Source organism: Paractinoplanes polyasparticus (assembly GCF_019710575.1).
Lineage (GTDB): Bacteria > Actinomycetota > Actinomycetes > Mycobacteriales > Micromonosporaceae > Actinoplanes > Actinoplanes polyasparticus.
In genome coordinates this window covers 76,731-98,303 of the sequence record NZ_JAHWFK010000001.1, presented here as the reverse complement: position 1 = coordinate 98,303, position 21,573 = coordinate 76,731, and the positions used below count along the sequence as shown (strand labels likewise).

Sequence of the window (21,573 nt, the reverse complement as noted above, 5' to 3'; positions counted from 1 at the left end):
TCGATCATGACCACCGACTGGCCGCCGGAAGACCTGCGCCGAATCGACGACGCCGTCGAGCTCGAGATAGCCGTCCGCCGTTCCGACGGCAGCCTCGCACGCCGGGTGCCGATCTGGGTGGTGTGCGCCGGCGGGCGGGTGTTCGTGCGCACCTGGCACCGGCGGCAGACCGGGTGGTACGGCGGTGCTCTGCGTACCCGGCAGGCTCGCATCCGTGTGCCCGGCCTGGAGACCGAGGTCGTCATCGACGACCTGGGCTACGCCTCGGCCCCGGTCACCGCCGAGGTCGACGCCGCCTACCGCAGGAAGTACGGCCCCGGCGCCGAGTCCATGGTGACCGCCGACGCCACGGCGAGCACCCTGGAACTGATCCCCTATTGAGCCCGAAACGACCGTCCGGGCGCGCCGGGGCGACGTTCGATCTCGGCCACGTACGCCGACACCAACGGGTCGACGACGCGCGCGAGGAATCCCGGACCGCGTCCGCCCGGCATCACGTTGACCTCGCCCACCACCGGAGAGTCCGCGGGCCCGAAGATGTCGGTGCTGCCGTACCGGTTGCCGGTCGCCGTGACCGCGTCGACCGCCAGTCGCCGGATCTCGGTGGGAAGGGTGATCGGGTCCACGGCGGTCGACCGGCCTCCGTGGACGCTGTTGGTCGGCATGCCCTCGGCGGACTGGGCCCGCACGGTGGCGTGGATCGCGCGCCCGTCGAGCACGGTGACGGCGAAGTCGATCCGCCTGCCCTCGTCGTCGACGCCGCATACGTCCTCCTCGACGAGACACAGCCGACCGTCGGGGGTCGGCCGTAACGCTTGGCGTACGGCCGTATCGATCTCCCGGCCGCGCGGCACCCAGAAGACACCGTGGCTGTGGGTGTCGCCGGGCGCCTTCACCCACACGTCGACCGGGGCGGTCCGGCCGCACAGCTCCGCATCGGCGGTGACGACATCGGCGGTGACGACGGTGTGGCGCGGCTGCGGAAGAGGCGGTGAAGCGCCGGCCAGGATCCGGCGCGTGCGGTGCTTGTAGGTGGCGTTCAGTACGGATTCCCAGGAACCGGCCAGTGACGGGATGCGCTGCGCCGCGATCTCGCGGTAGAGGCTCTCGAACTCCAGGCGGCGGGTGATGTCGAGCGCGTCGGGCCAGACGGCGTCGACGGCGTACGGACCGATGACCGCACGAGCGGTGCCCGGCCGCGCCGATCCGCACAGCGGCGCCAGGCCGGAGCCGGTCAGCACGGTGATGCCGTCGACGGTGACCTGAGCGGTGGCGCCGTCCACGGTTCGATGCCGTCCCCGGATGCCGTCGACCACTACCTCGCCGAGCCTGCCTCGCGGGGAGGTGCCGGCGAAGATTTCGGCGTCGACCAGGACGGCGTGGTGCCCGGCGCGCTGGATGCCGTGGAGGAGCAGCGCGAGCTTGTCCCGCTCGGCCGAGTCGAACAGGCCCACCACCGCGATGCGGCGCATCAGGCCGGGGCGGCCTTCATGGCCGGTGACGAATAGACGCTGCCGACCCGGAAGCCGTCGAGCCAGGCGGTCAGGCGCTCGGCTTCGGCCGCCAGTAGCGAACGGCCTTGCGGCGGCACGTCTTCCAGCAGCCGCAGCCGGACCACGCCGGCGGCGTCCTGCACCCAGCAACCGACCGCGCGGCCGTTGAACCAGGCGGTGGTGCCGGCGTTGCCCCGATTGTCGAAGAGCTGGCCGCGATGGGGGCCCAGGTAGAAGTCGCGGCCCTTCCAGCCCATCACGGTCGGGTCGAGCACCGGCAGCAGCGCCGCCCAATCCGGCGGAGCAGGAACCTCGTCGAGGTCGTCGGGCAGCAGCCAGCCGGTCGCGCCGCCGTTCAGCGTGACGGGCGCAGCTTCCAGCGCGGCCAGGGCCGCGCGCACCACAGCCTTGGTGGAGCCCAGCCACCACACGATGTCGTCCTCGGTGCCCGGCCCGAACGAGTACAGCCACCGCCGTACGAGCTCGCGGTAGCCCTCTTCCGCCGTCATCAGCGGGGGAAGGGACGGGAGCCAGTGGCGCATCAGGGTCCACTTCGGCCGGGAGACGTGCCAGCCGCCGGTGTTCACGCCGCGGACGAGGTCGCCGGTCAGGCCGAGGTGGGTGAGCACCCGCCCGGCGGTCCACATCTCGCCCGCGCGGACGGCGACCTTGATGTCGATCAGCGGCACTGCCCGGCGCAGCTCGAGCGCCGTCCGGCCGTCGGGCACCGCTTCCAGAGCCTCGATCACCGCCGTACGGGCCCGGTCGAGCCACTCGTGGCCGTCCTCCGCGAAGCCGGCCGTCACCGCGTCCTGGGCCATGCGGGCGCGCTCGGTCGCCGCGACCCGGGCCGACGTGCTCGGCCAGGCGGCGGCCAGCAGCTCGACCGGGAACACGAAGAGCGTGCGCCGCATGGCCAGCTGCTTCGCCAGCGTACGGTCGACGTAGAGCGCCCGGTCGACATCGGCCACCGACAGCGATCGCACCCGCGCCCAGCACGACAGATACACCGTCGCCGGCTCGGTCGCGTGCAGCACCGTCATCGCTTCCGTGGCCGCCTCGGGCGAGCCGACCGGGACGGCGAGCGCGTGCCGCAGAGCCAGCCGGGCCCGCCGTTCGTCGTCGGTCACCAGGCGCATCGGGTCATGATCGCACGAGCGGTTTGATCTCCACCGGGATGCCGTTGAGCACGCTGTTGCCCGAGAGCGGGTCGATGACCGACTCGTCGGTGAGCACGTTCGAGTTGACGCCGGGGTGGGCCGCGGCGACCGTCTGGCGGGTGCCCGGCACGTCGTGGCCCCAGCCGTGCGGCAGGCTCACCACGCCGGGCATCACGGTGTCGGTGACCTCGACGCGGGCCGTGAGCGTGCCGACCCGCGAGGTCACCTGCGCGTCGTCGCCGTCGGTGAGGTCGAGCCGGGCGGCGTCGGCCGGGTGGAGCTGCAGCGTGCAGCGGTCGCGGCCCTTGACCAGGGCCGGCACGTTGTGCATCCAGCTGTTGTTGGAGCGCAGGTGGCGGCGGCCGATCAGCACCAGGCCGTCGGGTTCCCGGTCGAGCGCCCCGCGCAGCCGTTCGACGTCGGCCGCCAGCGGCTCGGGGCACAGCTCGACCCGACCGCTGGGCGTGCGCAGCACCTCGGGCAGGCGCGGCTCCAGCGGTCCGAGGTCGATGCCGTGCGGGCTGGCCACCAACTGCTCGAGCGTCAGCCCGTACGGCCCGGCGCGCAGCGCGGCGTCGAGCAGGCGTTCCGGCTCGGCGGGGGAGGACGGCTCACCCGAGACGATCGCGGTGAGCCGGGCCAGGATGTCGCACTCGTCCATCGAGCCCGGCAGCGGCGGCAGCACCGGTGGGTTGTACGCGGCGAAGTTGCGTACGGCGAGAGCGAGGAACGAGAAGTCGTAGTGCCCCTTGCGGACGGCGTCGGGCGGCGGGAGCACCACGTCGGCGTGCCGCGTCGTCTCGTTCAGATAGGGGTCGACGCTGACCATGAACGACAGACCGGACAGGGCCCGGTCGAGCCGCCCGCTGTTGGGCGTGGAGAGCGCCGGGTTCCCGGCGACGGTAACGAGCGCTCGAACCTGCTCGTCTCCGGCCGTTTCGATCTCGTCGGCCAAGGTGGCGACCGGCAGCTCGCCCTTGACCTCGGGCAGTCCGCGGACCCGGCTGTGCCAGCGCCCGACCCGGAAACCCTTGCCGGTGCCGGTTCCCCTCCGTACGTGCGGCGCCAGGGGGAACATGACGCCGCCGGGCCGGTCGAGGTTGCCGGTGAGCGCGTTGACGACGTCGACGAGCCAGCTGGTGAGCGTTCCGAACTCGACCGTGCAGGTTCCGATCCGGCCGTAGACCGCGGCCCGCGGCGAGGCGGCCAGTTCGTGCGCGAGCGACCGGATCCGATCAGCCGGAACTCCGCAGACCGGGGCGACCACGGACGGGGCGAAGTCCTCGGCCAGCCGGCCCACGGCGGACACCCCGTCGACGTATGGGGAAGGATCGAGAAGGTCGTCGGCGAACAGCGTGTGGACGATGCCGAACAGCAGGAAGGCGTCCGTGCCGGGCCGAATGAAAAGATGCTCGTTCGCGTGCGCGGCCGTGCGCGTTCTGCGCGGATCGACGACGATGAACCGGCCGCCCCGTTCCTGGATCGCCTTCAACCGTCCCGGGAAGTCGGCCGCCGTGGCGAGGCTGCCGTTGGACTCCCACGGGTTGGCCCCGAGCATCAGCAGCAGGTCGGTGCGGTCGAGATCCGGCACCGGGATGGTGAGCGGACTGCCGAACAGGTAGCCGCAGGAGACGTGCTTCGGCATCTGGTCGACCGTGCTCGCCGAGAACACGTTCCGCGTGCCCAGCGCCTTGACCAGCGGGCTCAGATACAGCCCACCGGCCATCGTGTGCACGTTCGGGTTGCCGAGGTAGATCGCGACGGCATGCGGACCGTACGTCTCCAGAACCGGTCGCAGACCGGCCGCGACCACGTCGAAAGCCTCGTCCCAGTCCACCTCGACGTGCGTGCCACCGCGCCGCACGAGCGGGCGTCGCAGCCGGTCCGGGTCGTCGGTGACCTGCCCGAACGTGGCGCCCTTGGGGCAGACGAACCCGTGGCTGAACACGTGGTCCCGGTCGCCGCGGGCCGTCACCACCCGTTCGTCGGCGATCGTCAGCTCGAGGCCGCAGGCGGCCTCACAGAACGGACACGTCCGATACGCGGTACGCGAGTCGGCCACGGTGCCACCACCCTCTCCGGCTGGTTACTCGCGAGTATCGTGCCATGTCCGCTCCGTGCAGGAAACCGTCACTTGCGCAGGCGCAGCTCTGCACGCCGCCGTCACTTGCGCAGGCGCAGCTCTGCACGCCGCCGTTACTTGCGCGGGCGGAGCCCCCTGCACGCCGCCGTTACTTGCGCAGGCGGAGCCCCTGCATGCCGCCGTCCACGGCCAGCGCTACGCCCGTGGTGGCCGAGGCGCCCGGCCCGGCCAGGTAGGCGATCGCTTCCGCGACCTCGTCCGCCGTCACCAGCCGGCCCGAGGGTTGCCGGGCCGCGAGGGCGGCCCGCTCGGCGTCCGGGTTGTCGGCCTGGTCGAGCAGCCGGCGCACCCACGGGGTGTCCGCGGTGCCCGGGTTCACGCAGTTGACGCGGATGCCCTCGCCCAGATGGTCGGCCGCCATGGCCAGGGTCAGCGACTGCACCGCACCCTTGGTCGCGCTGTAGAGGGCCCGGCTCGGCAGGCCCGCGGTGGCCGCGACCGAGCACGTGTTGACGATCGCCGCGTGCGGCGACTCGCGCAGGTAGGGGAGCGCGGCCCGGCTCACCCGCACCATGCCCTGCACGTTGACGTCGAACACCCGGGCCCACTCGGCGTCGTCGTTGTCCTCGATCGTGCCCTGGGCGCCGATCCCGGCGTTGTTGACCACCACGTCGAGGCCGCCGAACTCGGCCGCGGCCTCGGCGACCGCGGCCCGCACGGAGGCGTCGTCGGTGACGTCGCACCGGATGCCCAGCAGCGGCTCGGGCACCTTGGGGTTGAGGTCGAGCGCCGCGACGCGGTAGCCGCGCCGGGCCAGCAGCGTGGCGGTGGCCAGGCCGATGCCCGAGGCGCCGCCGGTGACGACGGCCCGCAGGCCGGTCATCGCGGTCCCACCACCTGCTGGCGGGCGTCACCGAGGTGCTCGATGCCCAGCGTCATGACATCCCCGGCCTTCAGGTAGACCGGCGGTTTCATGCCCAGCCCGACGCCCGGCGGGGTGCCGGTGTTGATGAGATCGCCCGGCTCGAGCACCAGGAACTGGCTGAGGTAGTGCACGATGACGTACGGGTCGAAGATCATTGTCCGGGTGTTGCCGGTCTGCCGGCGCTCGCCGTTGACGTCGAGCCACATGCCGAGGTCGTTGACGTCCGGGATCTCGTCCGGCGTGACCAGCCACGGACCGGCCGGGTTGAACGTCTCGGCCGACTTGCCCTTGGTCCACTGTCCGCCGCGCTCAGTCTGGAATGCACGTTCGCTCACGTCGTTGACCAGCACGTAGCCGGCGATGGCGTCCCGCGCCTGGTCGACGGAGTCCAGGTAGGACGTGCGGCGGCCGATGACGATGCCGAGCTCGACCTCCCAGTCGGTCTTGGTCGAGCCGCGCGGTATCCGCACATCGTCGTTCGGGCCGACCAGCGTGTTGGGCGACTTCGTGAACAGGATCGGCTCGGCCGGCGGGGCCTGCCCGGTCTCGGCGGCGTGGTCGCTGTAGTTGAGGCCGATGCACAGGATCTGGTGGGGTCGCGCGATCGGGGCGCCGATCCGCTGGTCGCCCAGGGTTTGCGTCCGCCCGGCGGCGATCCGCTCGGCGACCGGCCCGGCGAGCCGGTCGAGACCGCCCGAGCCGAAGAACTCCTCATCGAAGTCCGTCACCAGGTCGGAGACGTCGACGTAGGCGTTCTCGCCGGCGCGGACGGCGGGCTTTTCGGCGCCGGCGGCGCCAATTCGCAGGAGTTGCAAGGGTGTTGCTCCGTTCTCAGGGGTTGCCAACTGCAGCCATTCGAATGCTCTGGGGCGATCGACCGGCGTGCCTTGATCGTGAGGTCGGCCTACGGTTGCGGAGTGCGGTGGCGCCGTGGTGGGGTGAGGTGTCGAAAGAGGCGTTCGACACTGGCCTGGACGCTTTGGCCCGCGGGTTGAAGAACTGGACAGGCTCTCGAGCCGGTGAGCGGGCCGGCTCGTCGGATCGAGGCGGGCACGGCCCGGGATCATGCCGGCGACGATTCGTCGTGACGGTGGCCGGTGGCACGTGTCGTTCACCGTCGAGATCGACCGCACCGAACGGACACCGGCCCGGCCGCGGTCTGTGGTCGGCGTGGATGTCGGGATCAAACACGTTGCTGTGTTGTCCACCGGTGAAGTGATCCCGATCCCGAGCATCTGCAGACGGCGCTGGCCCGGCTGCGTGCCCTTGGCCGGCCGATGGCTCGCAAGCAAGGACCCGATCGTCGGACCGGGCGGAGGGCATCGAAACGCCGGCTGTGCGCCCGTGCTCGACCGGGCCGAGCTCATGCCCGGGTGGCCAACTTGCGCCGTGATGGTCTGCACCAGCTCACCACCTACCTGGCCCGTGAGCATGGCACATTGGTCTTGGGACACCTCAACGTAGCTGGGATGCCGGCTAACCGGCGGCTGGCCCGCCATATCGCGGATGCCGGGTTCGGCGAGATCCGCTGGCAACTCACCTATAAAACCACCTGGAACGGTGGCCGCTCGGTGGTGGCCGACCGCTGGTATCCCTCCTCGAAAACCTGTTCGGCCTGCGGGGCGGTGAAAACCAAACTGTCCCTCGCCGAACGTACCTATGAATGCACTGCTTGTGGGTTGATCCTGGATCGGGATCTGAACGCCGCTCGCAACCTCGCCGCCCTCGCGGCAGGGACGATTTCCGCCGGGAGTGGCCCGGTGGCAGGATGTGGAGCCATCCGTAAGACCCGCTCCGGCGGGCAGGAGGCTGGGAAACGTCAACCCGGCACCACGATGAACGTCGTGGGTCAGACCGGGACCGTTGCTTCGCAAGGAGCGACTGCCGCATGAGGGCTCGACAGCACTCAACGGTAACGGTTCCAGTACGGCGTACGGAGTCCGGTGGCGCCCACGGCGGCCGTGAACAGGCGGCCTGAGGCGGGCTGGCGGGTCAGCTCGGCCGGGGTCATGCCCTCGGTGGCGGTCGTGATGACCAGGATGTCGAGCTCCGGCCCGGCGAAGGCGCAGCTGGTCGGATGGGCCGCATCCACCTCGACCACGGCCAGCAGCTGCCCGGAGGGGGTGCGGCCCTCGACCCGCCCGAGGCCGTGGTTGGCTATCCACAGGTTGCCGATGGCGTCCACGCACAGGCCGTCGGGCAGCCCGTCGGTGATCCGGAACAGCTCCCGGCGCTCGCCGTCCGGGTAGTCCCGCCCGTAGATGACTCCGGGGATCGAGTCGACGCTGTAGAGCGTGCCGCCGTCGGGGCTCCAGGCGAGCCCGTTCGAGAGCGTCAGGTCGTCGTCGAGCACGGTCACCGCGTCGCCGTCGAGCCGCACGAGCGTCTGGGTGCCGCGCGAGTCGTCGAGGGCCATGCCGCCGACCAGGAACCGGCCCTGGGGGTCGACCCCGCCGTCGTTGAGGCGGCTCCCGGCCCGGCTGAGGTCGGCCCGGGGCGTACGGGCGCCGTCGAGGCCGATCTCGACGACCTCACCGCGCTGAGCCACCAGCAGCTCGCCCGCGGCCGAGACGGCGACCACGCAGGCCAGATCGTCGAACTCCCAGGTGTCGGTCACGTGGATCCGGCCCGGCGCGACGGAGCCGGCGTGCACCGTGCCGCCCTGGATGTCGACCCACAGCAGGCGGTTGCGGTCGGGGTCCCAGACGGGGCCTTCGCCGAGGGTGTAAGCCTCCGCGCCGGCCGGCCGGGCGACGAAGCGCGCAGTCATGTTCCGAAGCGTATGCAAAACTTCCGCTCAGAAGAAGGATCTTCCCGCGAGGACCGGCGCGGCGTTACGGTCAGATCATGGCTGACCGGCGGAGCGCACAGTGGTACGGCGGGGACGACCGGAACAGCTACATCCATCGAGCCTGGATGAGGCGCGGTTTCCCGGCCGACGCGTTCGACGGCGAGCGCCCGCACATCGCCATCGCCAACACCGCCTCGGATCTCACCCCGTGCAACGCCCACCTCAACGAGGTGGGCCGCAGCGTCGCCGACGGCATCCACCGGGCCGGCGGCATCGCGCTCAACCTGCCGGTCGTCTCCCTGGGCGAGACACAGGTCAAGCCCACGGCCATGCTGTGGCGCAACATGGCCGCGATGGCGATGGAGGAGATGTTCCGGGCCAACCCGATCGACGGGGTGGTGCTGCTCGGCGGCTGTGACAAGACGATCCCCGCCCTGCTCATGGCCGCGGCCTCGGTCGACCTGCCGGCCGTCGTGGTACCGGGCGGTCCGATGCTGACGGGCACCTTCCGGGGTACGCCGCTGGGCTGCGGCACCGACGTGTGGAAGCTGTCGGAGGAGGTCCGGGCGGGCACGCTGAGCTCGGCCGAGTTCCAGCGCTCGGAGTCCTCGATGATCCGCAGCCGGGGTCACTGCAACACCATGGGCACCGCGTCGACGATGGGCCTGCTGGCCGAGGTGCTGGGCATGACCCTGCCCGGCATCGCCGGGACGCCGGCCGCGGACAGCCGACTGCTCGAGGCGGCCCACGCCACCGGTGTGCTGGCCGTCGACCTGGTCGACCAGGAGCGGCGGCCGAGCGCGGTGATGACCCGGGCCTCGTTCCACAACGCGATCGTGGCGCTGGCCGCGCTGGGCGGCTCGACGAACGCCGTGGTGCACCTGCTGGCCATCGCCGGGCGCCTGGGCGTCGAGCTGACCCAGGACGACTTCGACCGGATCGGGGCCGGCGTGCCGCTGCTGGTCGACCTGCAGCCGGCGGGCCGCTTCCTGATGGACGACCTCTATCGGGCCGGTGGGCTGCACGCGGTGCTGGCCGAGGTGCAGGACCTGCTCGACCCCTCGGCGATCACGGTCATCGGGGAGCCCCTGGTGTCGGCGCTGGGTGTAGCCCAGGTGTACGACCGGGAGGTGATCCGCCCCCGGCAGGACCCGCTGCAGATGGAGGCCGGGATCGCGGTGCTCTACGGCAACCTGGCCCCCGACGGCGCCCTGGTCAAGCCGGCCGCGGCCACGCCCGCCCTGCTGCAGCACCGCGGCCCGGCGGTCGTCTTCGACTCGGTGGAGGACCTGCACGCCCGCCTGGACGACCCGTCGCTGGAGGTCACCGCCGACTCGGTGCTGATCCTGCGCGGTTGCGGCCCCAAGGGCTATCCCGGCATGCCCGAGGTCTCCAACATGCCCCTGCCGGCCAAGCTGCTGGCCGAGGGCGTACGCGACATGGTCCGCATCTGCGACGGCCGGATGAGCGGCACGGCGTACGGAACCGTGGTGCTGCACGTGGCGCCCGAGGCGGCCGCCGGCGGACCGCTGGCCAAGGTCCGCACCGGCGACTCCATCGTCCTCGACCTCGAGAACCGCCGCCTGGACGTGGACGTCCCGGCCGGCGAATGGGCCGCCCGGGAGCCGTCAGCCGAGGCCGCGAAGGCCTACGCCACTCCGTCGCGGGGCTGGGAGAAGCTCTACGTCGACACCGTCAAACAGGCCAACACCGGCGCCGACCTGGACTTCCTGCTCGGCTCCAGCGGCGACAAGGTGGCCCGCGAGTCGCACTGACCGGCTACGCTGCCCGCACATGATCGAGGGGACGGGCGTGAGACGGACGGCCGGACGCCGTCGTCACCATCGCCACCGGCACTAGCTGGTGCAGCGCCGAATTCGGAGCCCGGCGGCGGGTGCGGCGTTACATCGGCACCCGGACGGTCCGGGCTGTCACCCGCACGCTCGGCTACTGGCCCGGCCACATCTTCGGCTTCGCCGGCCGCCAGCCCAGCACGGTGATGCGGGACTGGGTCTACGAGGCCAGCCACGGCCGGTTCCGGCTGCACCGCGACCCGTTCGACTACGAGGCCGCCCTGTCCCGGCTGAGGACACCGCGTCTGATGCTCGGCATCGACGGCGACAACCTGATCAACCCGCGCGCGGTCGCGTTGCTGGCCAAACGAGCCGCCAACGCCGCCCGTCTGCAGGTGCGGGTGGCCGGCAACGCTCCTGTGGACCACTTCTCGTGGGCCCGCCGCGCCCCGGCCGAGGTGGCCGCGCCCATCGACCGGTGGCTGACCACACTCAGCTCCCATTGACCGTAGCCAATTCGCCCGCACCGCTGTGATAATCGTCGGACTTTCAACAGTCCGAAGTGGAGACACGCATGCGGGTACGGGGACGATGGGCGGTGGCCGCAGTCCTGGCGGCGGCCGTGTCGGGTTGGCCGACGCCGGCTTCGGCCGGGACGTCAGGTACGACGCCGAGCCGGCCAGGTGAGCCCGGGTCGAACGGGCGAGCCTGCGCGGCCGGGGCCGATCGGCCTTACGTAACGACCAGGACGCCGGTTCTGGCGGTCCGGCAGTCCGCCCCGGGCGGCGGGCAGAACCTGACCACCACGTTCGCCTGGTGGCCGATCGACGGGACCTCCGGCGGCGCCGGTCGGGCGAGCCGGTCGGCCGGGAACCCCGCCGTGGTCGCGGTCGACGTCCCGGAGGGGCTGCTGGCCGACGGAGGAACGTACGCCTGGCGGGCGCGGACCTTCGACGGCACCCGGCACGGTCCCTGGTCGGACCGGTGCGAGTTCGCCGTGGATGCCACGCCGCCACAACAGCCGGCGGGGGTCACGTCCACGGACTACCCGGCCGACGCGCCTGCCGGTGGCGTAGGGGTGCCGGGACAGTTCGTCGTCAGTCCACCCGAACTCCGGCCGGAGGAGGTCGTCGCGTACGCCTGGACCCTGGACAGCGGAGTCGGGCCGGCCGGCGCTGCCACGGTCCCGGCCGACGCGGGCACTCACGGGGCGACCCTGACGATCGCGCCGAGCCGCGACGGAATTCTCACCCTGCGCGTGTGGTCCAAGGACCGGGCCGGCCTGTTCTCCACGCCGGCCACCTGGACGTTCCACGTCAAGGCAGCCGGCAACCCGCAGCCCGCGCGGCCGCTCACGCCGACGATCTCGTTCCCGGACGGCAACACCGTGGAACAGGGCGGCACCCTGTCCGTGCGGCTGGATGCCGGGGGCGACAAGAGCGTCACGCAGTTCCGCTACAGCGTCGGCGCGCCGACGCTGAACCTGACCGCTGCTCCGAACGAACCGGGTGGGTACGCCGTGGTTCAGGTCCCGGTCGGCAACGTCCCCGGGTCGCGAAGTGTGTACGCGGTGGCCAATGACGGCGCCGTCGACAGCCTGTTGACGGCGGCCGGCATTCAGGTCCGGAACCTCACCGTCCTGAACGGGCGGGTGCTCGACATCACGACATTCCTGCCGGTGCCCGATGCCACGGTCCGGCTGGAGCCGGGCGGCTACCGGACCACGACCAGCGTCGAGGGTGAGTTCTCGTTCCGGACGTCCGAGGTGCCGCCCGGCCTGTACACGGTCATCACCTCGCACGGCGGCTGCTCACGGGAAGAGGGACCGTACGAGGTCGACGGCCAAGGCCTCACCATCGACCTGCTTCTCTTCCCGGATCAATGCGGCCAGGCCACGATCAGATAGACCGGCGCCCTCGCTCGCGCGGCGACCGTGGACTTCCGGGCGCCGCGCGAGCGAAGCGGTCAGTCGGTGTCGCGGCCGTACTTGTCGAAGGGGACGTTCCAGTCGCCGAGGCCGTTCCAGATCGGCAGCTCGCGTGGGGTGTTCCGGACGTCGACGATGTCGCCGACCAGGAACGTGTTGTAGACCCACTTGGCGTCGGCCGTGCTGAGGTTGATGCAGCCGTGCGACAGGTTGGCCCGGCCCAGCGACTTGTTCCACGGAGCGGCGTGCAGGTATTCGCCCGAGTAGCTGATCCGGGTGCAGAACTCGATGTTCTCGGAGACGTAGTAGTTCGGGTCCTTCGGGTCGGTGACGCCGTAGCTGGCCGAGCTCATGGTGTGCTTGCGCTTCTTGCCCAGCACGACGTGGGGGCCACCGGCCGTCCAGTAGTTGATGCGCTCGCCGTTCGCGCCGGTTGTGCCGCCGCCCTTGCCCAGGCTGCTCTTCATCGTGCGGACGAGCTTGCCGTCGATGTAGACCTTCGTCATGTGGGTCCGGTTGTCGCTGATCGCGATCAGCTGCCGGCCGATCCGGAAGTTGGTCGAGACGTTCTTGGCGCCGTAGGTCGTCTTGCCGAGCTTGACGCCGAACATGTTGACGGTCACGTCGACCTTCGTGCCGGCGGTCCAGTACTTCGCCGGCCGCCAGTGCACGGTCCGGTCGTCCCGCCAGTAGAACTTGCCCGGCACGGCGGGCGAGGTCTTGATCTCGATGGCCTTCTCGGCCGCGTTCTTGTTGACGGCGCGGCTGAACCGGACGATCACCGGCTGCCCGGCGCCGTACGTCCGGCCCTCCTTGAGGACGAGCATGGCGTTGGCCTGGAAGGTGACCGTGGCCGTCTTCGCCGGCTTGAGCGTGGTGAAGGTGGTGTCCTCAGTGGTCTTCACGCCCGCGCTGTCGGTGGCCGTGACGGTCACCGTGTACTTCCGGCCGTACGCGAGGTCCCCGGTCGAACGCCAGGTGCCGTCGTCCTGCATCGCGCCGGCGACCTTCGTCTTGCCCGCCGTGACGACGACCGACTCCAGCTTGCCGCCCGCGGCGCTGACCACCACCGGCTTGACCGGCGACACTCCGGTGTCCCCGCTCGCCGGCGTGACGCTCAGCTCGACCGGCGCGACCACCGTGTCAGCCGCCGTGCCGACCCACGAGCCGGCGGCGTCGCCACCCTTGCCGCCCGTGGAGCACCCGGCCACGGTGGCGGCAGCAGCCGCGCCGATGGCACCAATGATCACCTTGCGTCGCTGAATCATCACTCTCGCATTCCAGGATGCCCACCGCGCCGTCCATGGCCCAGTAGAAGAGACGCGAGCGGGCCCTGAAACGTTGCACCGGTTTCGAAGGGAGATCATCGTGACAGATCATCGCCGCGGTCGATACCCCGTCCGGCTTGTCCCCGTCGGCGGCGCCTCCGCGGAGCACACTTCTTCCCCACGGAGGCGCCGGTAGGCACCGGATGAGGTCAGTCGGGCGGCTCGGGGGCTTCGTCGGTCTCACCCTCGTTGAGGTTGGCCCGGTGCTCGTTGATGCCTTTGTTGCTGCTGCCGTCGGACGGCGTGTCGGCCGACGGCGGCTTGTCGGTGGGGAACGGGTCGGTCTCGGGGGAGCCGGTGATGTGCTGCTCGGTGCCGGCTCCGACGTTCGTCGGCTCAGTCATGCACGGCGATTACCCGATGCCGGCGGCCCGGAACTTTCCCGTGCGATCCGGGCCGCACTTCGGCAGACTGCGGCCATGGCTGACGGGGAAGTTGTGCCCAACGAGACCACCGTGCCGCTTCGGCCCGGTGTGCCGGGCGACGAGACCCTGGAATTCCGGCGGACGCTGGGGTCGGCGGAGGACCGCCGGCAGGTCGAAGCGGCCGTCATGGAACTCGGTCCCCTCGAGGGCCGGCTGTCATGATGCGCGTCGGCGTCTGCCAGACACCGGAGATACTCGGCGATGTCGAGGCCGCGCTCACCGTCGTCAGGGACTTCGCCGAGCAGGCCGAGGGTGTGGACCTGCTGGTCTTCCCGGAGTGCTTCCTGCAGGGCTATGCGGTGACGCCCGAACACGTGCGCGAGTTCGCGCGACCGGCCGACCTGCGGCTGGCGGTGCGCCCGACCGTCGTGCTCGGCATGATCGAGCGGAAGGACGACCGCTACTACAACACGGCGGCGGTTCTGCGGGACGGGCGCACGGTCGGCGCGTACCGGAAAACGTTCCTGACGCGTGGCGAGCACGTCTTCACGGCGGGCGGCGACTATCCGGTCTTCGACTGCGCGGGCGTGCGGTTCGGCATCAACATCTGCTTCGACGGCCAGTACCCCCACGCCGCCGCGGCCGTGCGAAGGCAGAACGCCCAGTTGCTGGTGTTGCCCGCGCAGAACATGATGCGGCGGGACAAGGCCCCGTGGTGGCAGCGCCGCCACAACGAGCTGCGCCGCAAGCGCGTTCGGGAGACGGGGATGTGGCTGGCCTCGGCCGACGTGACGGGCTCGCGCGGCGACTCGCACGTGGGGCTGGGCCCGACCTGCGTGATCAGCCCCACCGGGGAGATCGTGGCGGCGGTGCCGACCGGAACGGTGGGCATGGCAGTCGCCACGATCCCGTGAGACGGCCTTTGTGGCCGGGTCAGGACGTGGCTCGGGCGGCCGGGTCGCCGACGAGGGTGAGGGCGGCCTGGCGCAGGGCGTCGCTCCGCGCGTACACGGAGGCGCCCGGGCCCGGCTGCAGGCGCCCGTCGACGCTGCTGAAGCTGCCGCCCGCCTCCCGCACGATCAGCGAGGTGGCCGCGAAGTCCCAGATCTGGCCGCCGGTCTGGACGGCCAGGTCGAGATCGCCGCGCGCCACCATCAGGGCGGGATGAATCGGCCAGGGGAGGGCGGGCGTGACCTCTTTGAGCGGGGCGACGAGCTCACGCCCCCAGTCCTCCGGCACCACTGCGAGGCGGCTGCCCGTCACCGAGTCGGCGCCCGACGAGACATGCACGGGGGTCTCGGCGACGACGCGCCCGCCGACCACGCGACCCTCGAACGCCCCGCCACCGCGAGTGGCCCACCACAGGCTGCCCTGCGCGGGATGCGCCGCCACGGCCGCGACGATCTCGCCGTCCTCCTCGAGGCCGATCAGCACCAGCCAACGGTTGTCGCCGGCCACGAACAGGGCCGTTCCGTCGATCGGGTCGATGATCCAGCGCCGTCCGGACGCGCCGGTCTGCCCCTCTTCCTCACCCAGGATGGCGTCCCCGGGCCGCGCCGCGGTCAGCACCTCGCGAACAGCCGACTCGACAGCCCGGTCAGCCGCGGTCACCACCGAACCGTCCGCCTTGAGCTCACGCGGCAGTTCGGCCAGCGCCTCGAAGTGCGGCAGCGCCACCGCGGCCCCGGTCAGTGCGGCCCGCTGCGCAAGCTGAAGATCCGTCTCCACGGTAACCATCCTGCCTCCGATCGCCCGCCGCCCGAGGCGACTCGCGGGCCATGTCACCCACCTCACCCCACCGGGTTGAACATCGGACCAACCACCGATGACGACATCCACCACCCGCGCCACAGCCGGTCCGGCCCGCGATCGAAGCAGACGGGCTTCGCGTCAAGATCCTCAGGTCATCCGGCCGGAGGTTGATGTGGGCGCAGGTGCGTGCCGTGGTCGCGGGCCGAAGCGGCCAGGGTCGGCGCGGATCGGCTACGTGCCGAGGTCGCGGGCCATCCAGCCCGCGGCGTCGAAACGGACGGGCTGCTCGCCGACCAGCGCGGCCAGCTCGTCCTCGAGGGCTTCCAGGCGTTCGGGGCCGATCTGCTCGGCCCAGCGCCGGCGCCGGGCGTCGAGAATGGCCTCGCCCTTGTGCAGCGCATCGAACCCGAGCGCGGTGACCTGCAGGCGCTTGCGGCGGGCGTCGCGCGGGTCGGGCCCGCTCATGACGTAGCCCCGCTCCTGCAGGACGGCGATGGTGCGCGCCGCCGACTGTTTGGTGATCGAGAGGCTGCGGCCCAGGTCGGAGGCGCTCTCGGCGCCGTTCGCAATCGCCCGCAGGGCGAAATCGTGCACGGGACGCACATTGTCGTGGCCCAGCTCGGCCAGCCCGGTGATCGCCTCGTCGACCAGGACGCGGAAGCCCGCCAGCAGCAGCAGGGCCAGTTCGGGCCCGGATCGGTTCATGCGACGAGCCTAGACAAACGACAGCCTGACTGTCTATATTTCGACAGCATGACTGTCGAACACCATCACGCCGACCTGAACGGCACCACGCTGCACTACGTCTCGGCCGGCGCCGAAGGCGAGCCGATCCTGCTGGTCCACGGCTTCCCCGAGACCTGGTACGCCTTCCACAAGCTCATCCCGCTGCTGGCCACCAGCCACCGCGTCTACGCGGTCGACCTGCGCGGCTTCGGCGATTCCGCACCAGCCGTCGACGACCACGACAGCGCCACCGCCGCCGTCGACCTGCACCATCTGATCGCCCACCTCGGCGTCGGCCCCGTCCACCTGACCGGCCAGGACATCGCCGGCGCCACCGTCTTCCGCCTGGCCACCACCCACCCGGAGGACGTCCGCAGCCTCACCGCCATCGAGATGGGCCTGCCCGGCTACGGCCTCGAGGCCCTGGCCGACGTCACCCACGGCGGCGCCTGGCACATCGGCGTGCTGGCGGCTCCCGGCATCCCGGATCTGCTGCTGACCGGCCGCGAACGCGAATTCCTGGCCTCGTACGCCTTCCCCTCGATGACCGCCACGCCCGGAGCGATCTCCGACGCCGACCTCGACGAGTTCGCCCGCACCTATGCGCGCCCCGGCGGCTGGCGCGGGGCGGCCGGCCTCTACCGCTCGATGCTCCGCGAGGGCGACGAGATCAAGCAGCTCCCACCCCTGAAGGCCCCCGTCCTGGCCGTCGGCGCAGGGGGCGGCCCTTTCACTGCGGTCACGATGGCGCAGGCCACCAGCGCCCCCATCCGCTCGATCCAGCTGGACGGCGTAGGCCACTACGCAGCCATGGAGGCGCCGGACGAACTCGCGAAGGCAATCCTCGACTTCGTCGCGCGTCAGGAAACCGGCCTGCTCCGAACAGCCCGGTAAGAACGGCTACCTGGCTATCACCACCGGGCAGGAAGAGCGGCGAAGCAGGCGGCTGCCGATCGAACCCAGCATCAAGCCCTCATAGCCGTGCGTGCGCGGACCGACGACGACCATGCGAGCCGCGCGGGAGCGCTGCACCAACACCCGGTCGGCGCGCCCGCCGACGAACTCGCGGCTGGCCCGGACACCGGGGTACTTCTCGCGCCAGGGGTCGAGGTCGGCGTCCAGATCCGCCCCCAGCGGGTCCTCACCCCGCCCCCGCTCGCCGACGGTCACCGCCTGCAGGTCGGTGTGATGCAGCGACGCCTCTTCGAAAGCCCGGCTCATGACGGCCGACGAGGAGCCGTCAACCCCGGCGACGACCGGCCCGGTCTCCGGGTCGTGGTGCCCGCGCACAACAACCACGCAACAACGGGCCTGGGTCGCGACCTGGCTGCTGACCGAGCCGAACGGCAACACCGGCAGCCCGCCCTCGTGCCGGCTGCCGACGACCACCATGGCCGCCTCCTCGGCCGCGTGGACCAGCATGGGCACGGCGTAGCCGGGCAGGGCCAGGCAGCGCACCTCGATGCCGGGGGCGGCCGCGTGGGCCTGGGCGACCGCGCGGCGCAGGGTCTCGGCGGCGTGTTCCTCGGCCGTGCGGGTCGAGGACCGGCCGGGTGTGGATCGTTCGCGGTAATAGGCTGCCAGCACACGGAGCTCGGCTCCGCGGCGTGCTGCCTCGGCGGCGGCCCAGCCGACCGCCGCGACGGCGTGGTCCGAGCCGTCCACGCCTACCACGATCCGGGATTTGATCATGTCCGCCTCCTCGTCACAGGCGGTCGCCGGGGACCGGCGGCTCAGTCCCAGAGTCGTCCTGCGGGAGCGCTGTTGACAAGGGGTGAGACATGGTGCGTCGAAAGGGGGAACGAGGACAGATCGTCCGTCCGGACACCTCTGCTGTCCAGCCTCCGGATGCGGATGGTCGTCGATGTCGGCAGACTAGCCCGAATGGACGGACCGATCTCCGCCGGCGCGGACCTCGCGGGCCGGGTGCTGGGCGGCCGGTACGAGTTGCTGGCCCCGATCGGCACGGGCGGCATGGCCGTCGTGTGGCAGGCCCGCGACGACGTGCTGGCCCGGACAGTCGCGGTCAAAATCGTGGCGACGGAGCCCGGCGATCACCGCATCCGCCGGGAGGCCCAGGCCGCGGCCGCGCTGTCCCACCCCAACATCGCCCAGGTCCACGACTACGGTGAGTTCCGCACGGCCGGGCACATTTGTTCGTACGTGGTGATGGAACTCGTCGAGGGCGGCACTCTCGCCGAACGGCTGGCGTCCGGGCCGCTCAACCCGCGATCCGCGATGCGCGTGTGCGCCGAGATCGCGGGCGCGCTGGCCGCGGCCCACGCCGCCGGTCTGGTCCACCGCGACATCAAGCCCGCCAATGTCATGCTCGGCGCCACCGGCGCCAAGGTGGTCGACTTCGGCATCGCCGCCGTCACCGCGCCCAGCGGCACCGGCGACCTCGACCCCGAGGTGCTCGGCACCCCCGCCTATCTGGCTCCGGAGCGGCTGACAGACGACGCCGTGGAGCCGGCGTCGGATGTCTACGCGCTGGGCGTCGTCCTCTACCGGTTGCTGTCCGGCCAATCGCCGTGGACCACCGAGAACACCACCCAGATGCTGAGCAACCACATCTACGTCGAGCCCGCTCCGCTGCCGCCCGTCCCCGGCGTCCCCGACTTCGTCACCGACCTGTGCGAACGCTGCCTGCGCAAGGATCCGTCCGACCGCCCGAGTGCCCGCGAGGCCGCGATCCTGCTCGGCCTGGGCGCCGAGGCTGCTCCACCGGCCACCGAGCCGCAGCGCCGCCCTCGTTGGGGGCTGGTCCTGGCCGCCGCCGCATCCGTCATCGCCGCCGGCGCGACGGGTTGGCTGCTGCTTCCCGGCGACGCCGAGGCGCCGGCGGCGCTGGACAGTTCTTCCGGGCCGCCGACGACGACAGCCGGACCGGCCGCGGTATCCGGCTCGGCGCAGCCGTCCCGCCCGGCCCCGGTCAGCCGCCGGACGGCGCCGCCCGCGGCCGCACCGGGTGTCACGGCGGTCCGCACCACAACGGCGATTCCGGCCACGACCACGGCCACGGCCACCACCACAGCCGCGCCCGGCGGCCCGGTGGCGGTGCCGACCACACCGGCGAGTCCGCCCGCGACGGTGGCGCCCGAGCCGGTGACGAGATCGTTCTCGTCCACCGCCGGAACGATCGACGCGACCTGCCCGTCGCCGCGGACAGCCGAGATCGTCTCCTACGAGCCGCGCAAGCCGTTCCGGGTGGAGTCCGCCTCCGGCGTGGCTGTCACCTTCAAACACGGCAAGGAGACCGTCACGATGACCGTGACCTGCGAAGCCGGGGAGCCGGCCCTGTCGACCACCTGAGTCAGGCGGCGGAGTCGGGGGAGTTCAGGGTGAGCGTGGTCCAGGCGCCCACGTGGACGCGGTCGCCGCTGGTCAGCGACCGGGATTCGCCCGCCGTCAGCGGCTGCTGGTCGTCGTTGATGTAGGTGCCGTTGGTCGAGCCGAGGTCGGAGACCAGCCACACGCCGTCGACGCTCAGGGTGAGCAGGGCGTGGGAGTGCGAGACGCCCGGGTCGTCCTCGGCCAGGTCGATCTCGGGGTGGGTGCCCTTGGAGTTGCTCTTGCGGCCGATCCGCACCTGCGGCGGGCGGAGCGGGACCGTGCGCGAGGCGGGCGACGCGGGGAACTCGATGCCGTCGATCGCGTTCTCGGCGAAGTAGACCGGGTCGGGCGCGATCGTGACCGTCCAGCCCGCGACGGGGCCGGCCGGGGCCGCGGCCGATGTCACGAGGGCGGGGACGCGGCCGGTGTCGTGGTCGAAGCCGCAGTCCTCGCAGAAGCGGGCCGTACCGGAGCGGGGTGTGCCGCAGTTCGGGCAGGGCGGGCTGGCCGTGGGCAGGTCGATGGTGCCACTGTCGGCGAGCGGCGCGGCGGACGAGGAGATCTTCGCGCCGCACGTGTCGCAGAAGTCGCTCTCCTCCGAGGCGTGGCCCTTGGGGCAGGCGTACGTGGTCACTGGCCGCGCCCCACCCGCACGGTCTTCGTCGAGCGGGTGTCGAGCGCCATCTCGTCGGCCGCCGCCACCTTGCGCCGCAGCCGCACCGTGCCGGTCGCCGCGTCCTCGATGTCGACCACGGTGGCCAGCAGCTCGGACGTCGCCTTGTTGCCGCTCTCGTGGGCCAGCTGCGCCGCCCGCCCGAACTTGATCGTGGCCGTGTGGTCGTCGCCGGCCTTGCGGGCCTCGATGCCGGCCTGGATCGTGTCGGCCAGCTCGGCCTGCCCGGTGTAGTGGGCCACCTGCCGGTTGATCCGGGTCGACAGGGCCGCGTCGTCCGTCCACACCGCGCGCACCAGCGCCTGCGTGTGCACGGTGTCACCCTCGACGACGGAGATCCGGGCGGCCAGCATCTCGTCGCCGGCGGCGCCCGGTGGCACGTCCACGCAGACGTGGTAGTCGCGGCTCTCGGCGCCCCACGCGCCCAGCGGATAGCGCCCGGCCCGCGCGCCGTCGGCCACCCGCTTGCCGGTCAGGTCGGCCACCTGCGGCTCGACCTGCTTCACGAAGCGCACGGTGGCGTTCACCGGCGTCCACACCTTCAGCTGCACGTCGGCCGTCGTCTTGCCCATCGCAGCCGTCATCATCTGCTCGAAGGCGGCCGTGAGGTCGGCCGGCCGGGCGACGATGTCGACCGTGCCCAGCATGGCGTCGGCGATCTTGCGGAGCTCCGACACCTTCCAGTTCGTGCCGACGCCGCGGGAGTCGACGGTGAACTTGCCGGCGATGCTGTCGAGCACGCTCTGCAGGTAGCCCTCGCGCTCGCCGTTGTCGCCGTCGGTGAGCATGATGGCGTGCGCGATGTCGCCCGGCCGCTGGGCGAACAGCTGGGCCGCGAGCAGCAGCCAGGCGCCCATCGCGGTGCCGCCGCTGGCGTGCAGCCGGTCGATGGCCCAGGTCGCCTCGGACCGGGTCTGCGCCGACGCCACGGCCAGCTGGCCCGGCGCCGGGAACAACTGCTGGGCGGTGCCCACCCCGGCGACGAGGGCGAAGTGGACGCCGTCGTCGAGGCACGCGACGGCCGCCTTGGCCGCCTGCCGGGCGGCGGCGATGCGGCCCTCCGCCTGCATCGAGCCCGAGGCGTCGACGATGATGATCTCGGTGGCGCCGGACGTGCGCAGCCCGCCCGTGCCGCCGGACGAGGTGACCGTGACGATCGCGTTGACCTCGGTCGCCCCCAGGGCGAGGAACTCGTTCTGGAAGGCCTCGGCGGAATAGGTCATC

General features: G+C 71.7%; 22 protein-coding genes. 9 read left to right on the top strand and 13 right to left on the bottom strand.

Annotation, left to right across the window (positions count from 1 at the left end):
- Positions 1-6: 6 nt before the first annotated feature.
- Positions 7-381 (top strand): DUF2255 family protein, encoded by a 375-nt coding sequence (locus KXC43_RS00445; protein WP_221373830.1) that lies wholly within the window; start codon positions 7-9, stop codon positions 379-381.
- Here KXC43_RS00445 and KXC43_RS00440 read toward each other — a convergent pair.
- The 5 genes from KXC43_RS00440 to KXC43_RS00420 form a co-directional block, all read right to left on the bottom strand.
- On the bottom strand, positions 375-1,472 hold the full coding sequence (locus KXC43_RS00440; protein WP_221373829.1) for an ATP-grasp domain-containing protein: 1,098 nt from the start codon (positions 1,470-1,472) through the stop codon (positions 375-377). The genes KXC43_RS00445 and KXC43_RS00440 overlap by 7 nt on opposite strands.
- Entirely contained in the window at positions 1,472-2,632 is a 1,161-nt protein-coding gene (locus tag KXC43_RS00435; RefSeq protein WP_221373828.1) for a winged helix DNA-binding domain-containing protein, read from the bottom strand. The genes KXC43_RS00440 and KXC43_RS00435 overlap by 1 nt, the downstream gene beginning before the upstream one ends.
- Positions 2,633-2,636: 4 nt before the next feature.
- The gene (locus KXC43_RS52515; protein WP_221373827.1) at positions 2,637-4,715 is read right to left on the bottom strand and encodes a molybdopterin oxidoreductase family protein; all 2,079 of its coding nucleotides are present in this window, start codon (positions 4,713-4,715) and stop codon (positions 2,637-2,639) included.
- Positions 4,716-4,884: 169 nt separating this feature from the next.
- Positions 4,885-5,619: an SDR family NAD(P)-dependent oxidoreductase gene (locus KXC43_RS00425; RefSeq protein WP_221373826.1), complete on the bottom strand. Its 735-nt coding sequence runs from the start codon at positions 5,617-5,619 to the stop codon at positions 4,885-4,887.
- Positions 5,616-6,476 (bottom strand): fumarylacetoacetate hydrolase family protein, encoded by an 861-nt coding sequence (locus tag KXC43_RS00420; protein WP_221373825.1) that lies wholly within the window; start codon positions 6,474-6,476, stop codon positions 5,616-5,618. Before KXC43_RS00420 ends, KXC43_RS00425 begins: the two co-directional genes overlap by 4 nt.
- A 462-nt stretch (positions 6,477-6,938) precedes the next feature.
- On the opposite strand from KXC43_RS00420, the gene KXC43_RS00415 reads away from it, so the two are divergent.
- Positions 6,939-7,553 (top strand): RNA-guided endonuclease TnpB family protein, encoded by a 615-nt coding sequence (locus KXC43_RS00415; protein WP_255643280.1) that lies wholly within the window; start codon positions 6,939-6,941, stop codon positions 7,551-7,553.
- Between the two features lie 14 nt (positions 7,554-7,567).
- Here the strand turns inward: KXC43_RS00415 and KXC43_RS00410 are convergent, their stop codons facing one another.
- Positions 7,568-8,431: an SMP-30/gluconolactonase/LRE family protein gene (locus KXC43_RS00410; RefSeq protein WP_221373823.1), complete on the bottom strand. Its 864-nt coding sequence runs from the start codon at positions 8,429-8,431 to the stop codon at positions 7,568-7,570.
- A 77-nt stretch (positions 8,432-8,508) separates the two neighbouring features.
- Between KXC43_RS00410 and KXC43_RS00405 the strand changes: the two genes are divergently transcribed.
- From KXC43_RS00405 to KXC43_RS00395, 3 genes are all read left to right on the top strand, one after another.
- Complete coding sequence (locus tag KXC43_RS00405) at positions 8,509-10,227, top strand: dihydroxy-acid dehydratase (RefSeq protein ID WP_221373822.1); 1,719 nt, start codon at positions 8,509-8,511, stop codon at positions 10,225-10,227.
- Positions 10,228-10,346: 119 nt separating this feature from the next.
- Positions 10,347-10,751 (top strand): hypothetical protein, encoded by a 405-nt coding sequence (locus tag KXC43_RS00400; protein WP_221373821.1) that lies wholly within the window; start codon positions 10,347-10,349, stop codon positions 10,749-10,751.
- Positions 10,752-10,819: 68 nt separating this feature from the next.
- Positions 10,820-12,151 (top strand): peptidase associated/transthyretin-like domain-containing protein, encoded by a 1,332-nt coding sequence (locus KXC43_RS00395; protein WP_221373820.1) that lies wholly within the window; start codon positions 10,820-10,822, stop codon positions 12,149-12,151.
- Between the two features lie 59 nt (positions 12,152-12,210).
- Here KXC43_RS00395 and KXC43_RS00390 read toward each other — a convergent pair whose 3' ends face one another.
- Positions 12,211-13,440, bottom strand: coding sequence for a L,D-transpeptidase (locus KXC43_RS00390; protein ID WP_221374696.1), 1,230 nt, complete (start codon positions 13,438-13,440; stop codon positions 12,211-12,213).
- A 209-nt stretch (positions 13,441-13,649) separates the two neighbouring features.
- A complete protein-coding gene (locus tag KXC43_RS00385) occupies positions 13,650-13,844 on the bottom strand; it encodes a hypothetical protein (protein ID WP_221373819.1) in 195 nt (64 codons plus the stop codon).
- Positions 13,845-13,919: 75 nt separating this feature from the next.
- On the opposite strand from KXC43_RS00385, the gene KXC43_RS00380 reads away from it, so the two are divergent.
- Both KXC43_RS00380 and KXC43_RS00375 read left to right on the top strand, forming a co-directional pair.
- Positions 13,920-14,087 (top strand): hypothetical protein, encoded by a 168-nt coding sequence (locus tag KXC43_RS00380; protein WP_221373818.1) that lies wholly within the window; start codon positions 13,920-13,922, stop codon positions 14,085-14,087.
- The gene (locus tag KXC43_RS00375) at positions 14,084-14,779 is read left to right on the top strand and encodes a carbon-nitrogen hydrolase family protein (RefSeq protein WP_255643279.1); all 696 of its coding nucleotides are present in this window, start codon (positions 14,084-14,086) and stop codon (positions 14,777-14,779) included. The genes KXC43_RS00380 and KXC43_RS00375 overlap by 4 nt, the downstream gene beginning before the upstream one ends.
- Positions 14,780-14,798: 19 nt before the next feature.
- Here KXC43_RS00375 and KXC43_RS00370 read toward each other — a convergent pair whose 3' ends face one another.
- Entirely contained in the window at positions 14,799-15,602 is an 804-nt protein-coding gene (locus KXC43_RS00370) for an inositol monophosphatase family protein (protein WP_221373817.1), read from the bottom strand.
- 246 nt (positions 15,603-15,848) lie between these two features.
- Positions 15,849-16,322 carry a MarR family winged helix-turn-helix transcriptional regulator gene (locus tag KXC43_RS00365; RefSeq protein WP_221373816.1) on the bottom strand — a complete coding sequence of 158 codons (474 nt, stop codon included), beginning with the start codon at positions 16,320-16,322 and terminating at the stop codon, positions 15,849-15,851.
- A 48-nt stretch (positions 16,323-16,370) separates the two neighbouring features.
- On the opposite strand from KXC43_RS00365, the gene KXC43_RS00360 reads away from it, so the two are divergent.
- Positions 16,371-17,237, top strand: a complete 867-nt coding sequence (locus KXC43_RS00360; RefSeq protein WP_221373815.1) for an alpha/beta fold hydrolase — start codon at positions 16,371-16,373, stop codon at positions 17,235-17,237.
- A 6-nt stretch (positions 17,238-17,243) separates the two neighbouring features.
- Here the strand turns inward: KXC43_RS00360 and KXC43_RS00355 are convergent, their stop codons facing one another.
- On the bottom strand, positions 17,244-18,035 hold the full coding sequence (locus tag KXC43_RS00355; RefSeq protein ID WP_221373814.1) for a universal stress protein: 792 nt from the start codon (positions 18,033-18,035) through the stop codon (positions 17,244-17,246).
- Between the two features lie 192 nt (positions 18,036-18,227).
- Between KXC43_RS00355 and KXC43_RS00350 the strand changes: the two genes are divergently transcribed.
- Complete coding sequence (locus tag KXC43_RS00350) at positions 18,228-19,655, top strand: serine/threonine-protein kinase (RefSeq protein WP_255643278.1); 1,428 nt, start codon at positions 18,228-18,230, stop codon at positions 19,653-19,655.
- 1 nt (position 19,656) lies between these two features.
- Here the strand turns inward: KXC43_RS00350 and KXC43_RS00345 are convergent, their stop codons facing one another.
- Positions 19,657-20,310, bottom strand: a complete 654-nt coding sequence (locus KXC43_RS00345) for a double zinc ribbon and FHA domain-containing protein (protein ID WP_221373812.1) — start codon at positions 20,308-20,310, stop codon at positions 19,657-19,659.
- Complete coding sequence (locus KXC43_RS00340; RefSeq protein WP_221373811.1) at positions 20,307-21,572, bottom strand: vWA domain-containing protein; 1,266 nt, start codon at positions 21,570-21,572, stop codon at positions 20,307-20,309. Before KXC43_RS00340 ends, KXC43_RS00345 begins: the two co-directional genes overlap by 4 nt.
- Position 21,573: the final 1 nt, after the last annotated feature.

What these genes read in the sequence shown, in the direction of transcription:
- KXC43_RS00375 (WP_255643279.1), top strand. Translation starts at nt 14,084, where the DNA reads ATGATGCGCGTCGGCGTCTGCCAGACACCGGAGATACTCGGCGATGTC.
- KXC43_RS00340 (WP_221373811.1), bottom strand. Translation starts at nt 21,572, where the DNA reads ATGACCTATTCCGCCGAGGCCTTCCAGAACGAGTTCCTCGCCCTGGGG.
- KXC43_RS00425 (WP_221373826.1), bottom strand. Translation starts at nt 5,619, where the DNA reads ATGACCGGCCTGCGGGCCGTCGTCACCGGCGGCGCCTCGGGCATCGGC.
- KXC43_RS00365 (WP_221373816.1), bottom strand. Translation starts at nt 16,322, where the DNA reads ATGAACCGATCCGGGCCCGAACTGGCCCTGCTGCTGCTGGCGGGCTTC.
- KXC43_RS00385 (WP_221373819.1), bottom strand. Translation starts at nt 13,844, where the DNA reads ATGACTGAGCCGACGAACGTCGGAGCCGGCACCGAGCAGCACATCACC.
- KXC43_RS00405 (WP_221373822.1), top strand. Translation starts at nt 8,509, where the DNA reads ATGGCTGACCGGCGGAGCGCACAGTGGTACGGCGGGGACGACCGGAAC.
- KXC43_RS00350 (WP_255643278.1), top strand. Translation starts at nt 18,228, where the DNA reads ATGGACGGACCGATCTCCGCCGGCGCGGACCTCGCGGGCCGGGTGCTG.
- KXC43_RS00355 (WP_221373814.1), bottom strand. Translation starts at nt 18,035, where the DNA reads ATGATCAAATCCCGGATCGTGGTAGGCGTGGACGGCTCGGACCACGCC.
- KXC43_RS00390 (WP_221374696.1), bottom strand. Translation starts at nt 13,440, where the DNA reads ATGATTCAGCGACGCAAGGTGATCATTGGTGCCATCGGCGCGGCTGCT.
- KXC43_RS00380 (WP_221373818.1), top strand. Translation starts at nt 13,920, where the DNA reads ATGGCTGACGGGGAAGTTGTGCCCAACGAGACCACCGTGCCGCTTCGG.
- KXC43_RS00395 (WP_221373820.1), top strand. Translation starts at nt 10,820, where the DNA reads ATGCGGGTACGGGGACGATGGGCGGTGGCCGCAGTCCTGGCGGCGGCC.
- KXC43_RS00445 (WP_221373830.1), top strand. Translation starts at nt 7, where the DNA reads ATGACCACCGACTGGCCGCCGGAAGACCTGCGCCGAATCGACGACGCC.
- KXC43_RS00410 (WP_221373823.1), bottom strand. Translation starts at nt 8,431, where the DNA reads ATGACTGCGCGCTTCGTCGCCCGGCCGGCCGGCGCGGAGGCTTACACC.
- KXC43_RS00435 (WP_221373828.1), bottom strand. Translation starts at nt 2,632, where the DNA reads ATGCGCCTGGTGACCGACGACGAACGGCGGGCCCGGCTGGCTCTGCGG.
- KXC43_RS00370 (WP_221373817.1), bottom strand. Translation starts at nt 15,602, where the DNA reads ATGGTTACCGTGGAGACGGATCTTCAGCTTGCGCAGCGGGCCGCACTG.
- KXC43_RS00415 (WP_255643280.1), top strand. Translation starts at nt 6,939, where the DNA reads ATGGCTCGCAAGCAAGGACCCGATCGTCGGACCGGGCGGAGGGCATCG.
- KXC43_RS00440 (WP_221373829.1), bottom strand. Translation starts at nt 1,472, where the DNA reads ATGCGCCGCATCGCGGTGGTGGGCCTGTTCGACTCGGCCGAGCGGGAC.
- KXC43_RS00360 (WP_221373815.1), top strand. Translation starts at nt 16,371, where the DNA reads ATGACTGTCGAACACCATCACGCCGACCTGAACGGCACCACGCTGCAC.